The 7,492-nt window shown below is 41.0% G+C and carries 2 protein-coding genes and 1 pseudogene; 2 read left to right on the top strand and 1 reads right to left on the bottom strand.

Features of this window, described 5'->3' with window-relative positions:
- Window positions 1-1,406 precede the first annotated feature (1,406 nt).
- A pseudogene (locus tag ACFIJP_RS07600) lies at window positions 1,407-2,035 on the bottom strand (type ISP restriction/modification enzyme); the annotation flags it as partial.
- Between the two features lie 427 nt (window positions 2,036-2,462).
- On the opposite strand from ACFIJP_RS07600, the gene ACFIJP_RS07595 reads away from it, so the two are divergent.
- Both ACFIJP_RS07595 and ACFIJP_RS07590 read left to right on the top strand, forming a co-directional pair.
- Entirely contained in the window at window positions 2,463-4,223 is a 1,761-nt protein-coding gene (locus tag ACFIJP_RS07595) for a ShlB/FhaC/HecB family hemolysin secretion/activation protein (protein ID WP_375626714.1), read from the top strand.
- Window positions 4,224-4,315: 92 nt separating this feature from the next.
- Window positions 4,316-7,492, top strand: a 3,177-nt coding sequence (locus ACFIJP_RS07590) for a filamentous hemagglutinin N-terminal domain-containing protein (protein WP_375626713.1), incomplete at its 3' end; no start/stop codon positions are given.

Below are 7,492 nucleotides of genomic sequence, written 5' to 3'. Positions count from 1 at the left end.
TGTAAAGTAAGACCATCAAAAGTGAATTTTTCATTGGTAAATTCGTATTTTTTTGCAGGCTCTTGTTGATTAACAGGGGCGGTTTCATTTGCAATGTTAGAAATAATGGGGATGTTTTTTGAGATATTTTTCATAATTAAACCTTACTGATTAAATGTTTGTTATTGGCATCTCTATAGAGGCGCCGGGTGCTAACAAACACGGCAGTAAGTCCGTCGTTACACTTTTCCCATAAATGGGTATTGTATGGTGTAACTACACCCGACAAAATCACTATATATGCTAACAAAAGCATAAAAGATAGTCAGTTTTTAATAGGATTAGGTTTATCGCAACCTATTCGCTTACTGTTTAGTGTTGTTAAGCACTTGATTATTTATATAACAAAATACGTATTTATTGTCAAATAATATTCTATCTTTTTTGATATTTTTTCTTATTTTTTAAATACGTTGTGTATTTATAATAACTTATGCTTATTAATTGCTTCTTTTATATTTATGTGCTTCTAAAGATATATTATAGGCTTTATGAAACGATTGCGTTATTTTCTGAATCTATACATTTATAATATTTAAAAACGCTCTCATAATGCGTATTTTTATCTTTATAACCTATCAATTTTTTTACTAAATGGTTTTTAAGATTTCTGTTAATTTCTTTTAATAACACATTTGCAACTTAACAGCTTTTTATAGGGACTGTCTTTATAATCATGCCTTCATTTGCATGTGATTATGAAAGCCTGCTTTTTTCACGCATTCTCTATGGCTGTTATGTTCTTTATAGCCATGGCATCATTTTCCATTTTCATAAGAGAAATGATAAATAGAATATATGATAATTATGATTTACTGCTTTTTATGAAAACATCTAAAGAAAGAATGATAATTATAGAGATGAGCAAAATCTCTTTTAATAAACTTTTGTCATTTTTGTCAGTTCTTTTTAGAACCTATATCATTTTTTTTAAATGAGAAAAAATTAAAATCATTATATTTCAATAAGTTAAGTCTTATCAATTTTTCAAAAAAACAACCTATAAATTCAACTAATGCTATATGTTTTGTAAGGGTTTTGGGGGAGTTAGAAACCTTCAAAACCTATAAGTAATATAAGAAAATGAATATACATAACTCTCTTTAAACAAAGCTTCTGATAACAATAAAGCTATCATTTTAGATTACGGTATAATCTTTTAAAGGCAATGTAAAAGAAGCGTATTCACTTTAAGATAGTGTTTCTTAAAGTAATCCAAATAAGAGTATCTAAAAGTGCAAATGATTTCTTTTTAGAATAACGCATATAAGCACTCTTTTTAAAGATTGTATCTAATCAACTTAACAAGAGAGGTATAGATTATGGTTATAAGACTCTATACCCCTTGTGAGTTTAGCAAGCCAAGTCTATTCAATTTCTCTTAGTTCTAATTTTGGTAAGTTCTTAACGATTTTCATGGTTTCTAAACTTACGGTAATAACTCTTTGAAACAACTCTAATGGATAAGCAGGGTTGCCAACAGTTTCAACAGCATAGTGATTGGCATCATTAATAATGCCACTCTTTTTATCAGTCTTTACACATTGACGCCCCATAACCCATTCAAGAGAGATATCTGTTATTGTGATATTGCTATTGTAAATAACAGTGGTTTTATCTTTATCAGATTTTCCATTTTCTTTAACTGCTTTTGCGAATTTCATTTCAGTCACATAATAAAACTTTTCGGGATTAGAGATGTCTGTTAATTTTGGATTACCCTTTTTAAAGGTCTCAGGATAAGGTTCTACAGTTTCATAGTTTACGTGCAAATGACCCAGTTCATGCCCTGCTGTTACAAATTTTCAAAATCCTTAGCAGTTTTTATATAAAGAAGACGAGGCAATTCTTTAGAGAGGTTATCAGCATAACGGGCACGATAATCTTCTGAATGCAAGAGACCGTAAACATAATAAAACAGATCATCTTTAGTGATAGTTTCATTGGGATAAACGGCTTTAAAATATGCTAATTCTTCATCAGTTATGGCATTACGCATTTTCTTTTTTTCTTATTTTAGTAATAAACTATCGTCATGCTATTTTTCTTATCAAGCGATAATAAGTGGTAGTCTCTTGTTGTCTCTAATATGTAACAGTTCCAATAAATTTGGTCTATTCTATGAATAACAGTCTTTACTTGAAGCTCAAAATTATATTACATGCAACACCTTAAAATTAAGAAGCATATAGAGCATATGATTGTCATTTAACAGTGTAATTATACAAGCTTCAAAAGCGGGGGAAATGATATGGTTTGCACAACTCATAAAGCAGGTATATACAGTACAGTCTGTGCTTTTTTCTCAGATGTTATAAGTATTATTCTCATCAAAAAATTAAAAAATTGTTACGCGGTTGGCGATTTTTTCTGTGACGCTGATGATATGGTTCATTTTGTTGCTCACTTTGAGGACACAATGAATGCATAGATTTTTTTTCACTTTTGTTTTTGCGGCTTTTTTGTGCCTTTTTTCTTTGCCGAGTTTTGCCGAAAACATTCGTGAGAAAGCGATTAATCAATCAGAGAGCATCCAACGACAACAAACGCAAGAACAGCGTTTTCAACGATTGCACCGTAGAAACGAAACCCATGGGGTCTTTTTGCCAGACGATGATACCACATCTGCCTATGGTGCTTCGTCTGGTACAACCTGTTTGCTGATCAAAAGTATTGAATTTGTTGGTGCTCAGTTGATTTCTCATACCGACCTTCATGAAGCCATTTCTCTTTGGGAAGGACGGTGCTTGGGGATTGCCGAAATCAATAAAGTGCTCAAAGCGGTAACCAAGCTTTATATGAAGCGCGGCTATATTGCGGTGCGGGCTTATTTGCCTGAGCAAGATTTAAGCGGCGGTCATCTCAAGATTGTTGTAGTTGAAGGTGTGATGGAAGATATCACTCTGGATGGGCATAAAGTTGAGAGGAGACTTCAAGGAGAAATCACCACGGCTTTTCCAAACCTTATTGGGAAGCCGACCAATCTGCGCCAGATAGAGCAAGGGCTTGATCAAATCAATCGGCTTTTCTCACGCCAAGCCACCATTAATCTTGGTGCGGGGAGCAATTCGGGTGGTTCGATACTCGATGTTCATATTGAAAAACAGAAACCTTGGCTTATTACGCTTTCCAGCGATAATCTTGGTGCTAAAGCAACAGGAATTTATCAAACGCGCTTGAGCCTTTCTTTTGATGATCTGTTAGGGATCAATGATCAATGGTCGTTTAGCTATCAGCGCTCCATGGATGGTAGTCCGTATCATTTTTCTCACAAGCGTCCCAATAGTGATACTCTAACGGGATCATTTTCTCTTCCCTATGGCACTTGGACAACAGGTTTTGATGGGACGTGGAGCCAATATCATTCAAGTGTTAAGGGGATATTTTCCGATATTATGACTGAGGGGAAGTCTTTATCGCTGACGCCATGGATTTCACGGGTTATCGACCGTGATCAAGAGGGAAAGACCTGGCTTACGGGACGGTTGACATGGAAATATTCTGATAATTTTATTATGGGCAGTCGGGTTGATGTTTCCAGCCGTAAACTAGCTATTGCAACCTTTGAGCTTGATCACTCGCGCAAGTGGCTTGGAGGAGAATTAAGCGCGCATATAGGGTTTCATAAAGGGTTGGCAATTCTTGGTGCTTATGACGATAAAGAGCAAGAGAATGCAACAAAAAATTCACCCAAAGGGCAATTTTCCAAATTGTCTTTTTCCCTAGGCTACGTGCGTCCTTTTTCGCTCAAACAGTATAACTTTCGCTATAACACACTGTTTTCAGGACAATTATCACCCGACACGTTGTTTAGTTCAGAGCAAATATCGCTTGGTGGTAGTTCCTCTGTGCGCGGAGTGCGTGAGGCGATTTATTACGGCAATAATGGGGCGTTTTGGCGTAATGAATTGTCGCTGTTGTTGCCAGGTTTTTCTTCGAACATGGGGCGTAAATTTATGAGCCAATTTGCCCCTTATATGGCGCTTGATCTGGGGGCTGTAGCCAATGATGCAAACAAAAACAGTTTTGGCGGGAGCCTCGTTGGGGCAACTCTTGGTTTCCATGCAACCGGAGACATTACGGATGTTGATGTGTCTTATTCGAATATTTTAACCCAATCAACAGTGCGAGAAAAGGGAAATTCGACAGGGTTATTTCAAGTACGGGCATTATTGAGATTTTAGAGCAAAGGGGCGGTAAAAAATATCGCTGCGCTGTTTACACCCATATGGGTTGTTTTTTTTAAAGAGATAAAGAATTTTATGAGGAGCTGAAGATGCGGGGATTGAAAAATCAAAAGCATAAATTGGGATATGGATACAAGCGAGGAAAGCGCGTTCTTTGTGTTTTGCAGCGAGGGATCCATAAGGGGCTTTCACTTGTTTTAAGTTTTTGCTTAGCTTTTCAGCCTTTGTTGTTGCAAGCACAAGCGCTTGGAGCGCGAAGTCCTGTTGCACAAGAGAGCCAAGGGATTAAAGCAGCTGATGGGGTTGGCTCTGTTTTCCGCCCCACGGTGGGGAAAGCCGGCAATGATGTGCCGCTGATTGATATTGTGCGCCCCAATGGTCAGGGTCTTTCTCATAACAAATATGACAGTTTCAATGTTGATACCCATGGCGTGATTTTGAACAATTCGACTGAGGAGGTTTCACGTTCACAGCTTGGGGGATTGGTGCCAGGCAACGGCAATTTGCGTTATAGCGGTGCAGCAAAGGTTATCCTTAATGAAGTGGTAAGTGCCAATCGCTCGCGTCTTGAAGGCGTGAGCGAAGTACACGGGCAAATGGCGGATGTTATTATCGCCAACCCCAATGGGATTACCTGTAACGGTTGTGGCTTTATCAATACCCCACGGGTGACTTTATCGACCGGACAACCGATTATTGGAACCGATGGGGCTTTGAGTGGGTTGCGTGTTGAGGGTGGTGATATCACCATAGGCGCTCGTGGAGCTGATGGAAGTGCATTAGATATTTTTGATCTTGTTTCGTGCAAGATCAGTATCGGAGGTCCCATACAGGTCAAAGGAGATTTGGCTGTTATCGCTGGTCACAATCATTTTGATTATGACAAACGCGAAGCAACTTCTCTTGGTTCTGATGGCAAAGAGCCAGAATTGGCGATTGATTCCAGTGAGTTTGGTGGAATGTATGCGGGGCAGATCCGCGTGATTGCCAATGATAAAGGCGCCGGCGTTAAGATGCGCGGAGACATGGTTGCCAATGCAGGCGCCATGAGATTGACAAGTGATGGCAAGCTGGTGATTGCCAAAGCACGTGCCAAAGGTGCGGTAAAAGCGCGTTCCCACCACGATAGTGTGCATGTGAAAGATCTGCTTTTTTCAGAAGAAGCGGTTGAACTGAAGGCTTTGAAACATGTTGAATTGGCTGAGCAAGCTCGCGTTGCGGCAAGCGGTGCTGTTGATGTGCGCGCCGATGTGATCAAGCTCCAGTCTCATGCTCTTATAGCAAGCGGTATTGGAAGTGATGGTCAACAGTCAGCGACGGGTTCTTTGCACTTAAAAGCGACAAAGCTTGAGGCGGGAAATGGGCGGATAGCCGCCGGTGATCTTTTAGAGATCCAAGCAGCAACAATTGATCTAAGCCGCATGCAAGACAATGATCAAACAGGGGTTTCTTCCCTTGGCGATCTGACAATTAAAACCAATCAAATCACCGCTTTAAACAACCATATTGGTGCCAAGGGGAATATTGTCTTGAGCGCCGATGATGCGCTCACTGTAGGTGCTGGACATTATAGCGCCGGCGGCTCTCTTTTGGTGCAAGCGGCAGAGCTTACATCAGGCGCTCATTTAGTTGCAGAACAAAAAATAGACCTTTATGCGCATCACGGTGCCCTGATCCAAGAAGGCACTGTCTGGTCTAATGGGAAGATAACGCTGGATGCCTATGGTGCCCTCAATCACACGGGTGATATTGTCAGTATGCAGCAGGTTGCCTTGACAGCGGGGGGCATGCTCACAACCGGTCAAGAGAGCACGATTTTAAGTTATGATGTGGTTTTAAGTGCTGATGCTTTAACCCAAGCAGGGACTGTGGAAGCTCAAGAAGGAGCATTAACCCTTCAAGTGCGTGATGGGGTTATCAATAACGGCACAATGCGCGGTGAGAGTGTCGATGCTCATATTGGTGCATTTACCAATCAAGGGACGTTTATTGCAACCGATGATTTGCATTTGATGGTAAGCACACAAGAAGGCGCCGATCCGCAACAAGCTTTTCTTGAGAATACATCCGAAGGTGTCCTTCAAAGTGGTGGCGTTTTTGTTGTGATCGCAGGGCAATTAGACAATGCCGGTGTGCTTGGCTCTAGTGGTGAGAATGTTGCCCTTAATGTGGCAGGGAATGTCAGCAATAGTGGGCTGATTTACGCCAAAAAATCTATGGATCTATTCAGTGATGGTAATCTGAGCAATATACAGGGCAGAATTATTGCTGAAGAGGCTCTCACCATTGGTGGGCTGAAAGAGACACGTGCTGGTCATATAAATAATGAGGCTGGTCTTCTCAGTGCTTTAGCCGGTGAGATGAAGATTGTTGCAACGTCTTTTGTCAATAAAAGCGCTGAAACGACAAATTCAGACCAACAAAACGCTACACATGATGAAGGTGCGCATGTTTTAGCGCGGGATGGTTTGCGCATTGATGTGGGCAGTTTTGAGAATGTTGATGGTCTCATTTCTACGCAAGGGGCAGTTAATATTGTTGCTGATAGTGTGATCCAAGCAGGGCACATAGAGATTGAGCGTGGTGACCTTCAACTGACCAGCCATGGTGATTTAAGCAATAGTGGCACGATAGAAAGCAATGATACCATTGCTTTGCATGCGCAAACAAATCTCAGCCAAACGGGGCGCATTGTTTCTAAAAAGCGGGTTGAGCTTTCCAGTGATGGCATATTAACAATGGGTGAGACAAGTGAGGTTGGCGCCTATGATGTAACGCTGAAGGCAGGCACACTCACCCAGGCTGGGCTTATAGAGGCGCAAGGTGAGAAACTTACTCTCGAAAGCCACGGTGATTTAACCAATAGTGGTACGATAGCAAGCAATGGCGCAATCACTGTGAATGCGCAAAACACTCTGAACCAAACGGGGCGCATCGTTGCGCAAGAGCGGATAGAGCTCTCAACTGATGGCACCTTGACACTGGGTGAGACAAGCCAAATTGGCGGCTATGATGTGGCGCTGAAGGCAGGCACCCTTAATCAAGCTGGGCTTATAGAAGCGCAAGGTGAGGAACTTACTCTCGAAAGTTACGGTGATTTAACCAATAGCGGTATGCTTGCAAGCAATGGCGCAATCACTGTGAATGCGCAAAACACTCTGAACCAAACGGGGCGCATTGTTTCGCAAAAGCGGATAGAGCTCTCAACTGATGGCACCTTGACACTGGGTGAGACAAGCCAAATTGGCGGCTATGATGTGGCGCTG

The organism is Bartonella sp. MU37NMGALS (assembly GCF_042194015.1).
In the GTDB taxonomy this organism is placed as follows: domain Bacteria; phylum Pseudomonadota; class Alphaproteobacteria; order Rhizobiales; family Rhizobiaceae; genus Bartonella; species Bartonella grahamii.
This window is presented reverse-complemented; position numbering and strand designations above follow the sequence as displayed.

What these genes read in the sequence shown, in the direction of transcription:
- ACFIJP_RS07595 (WP_375626714.1), top strand. Translation starts at nt 2,463, where the DNA reads ATGCATAGATTTTTTTTCACTTTTGTTTTTGCGGCTTTTTTGTGCCTT.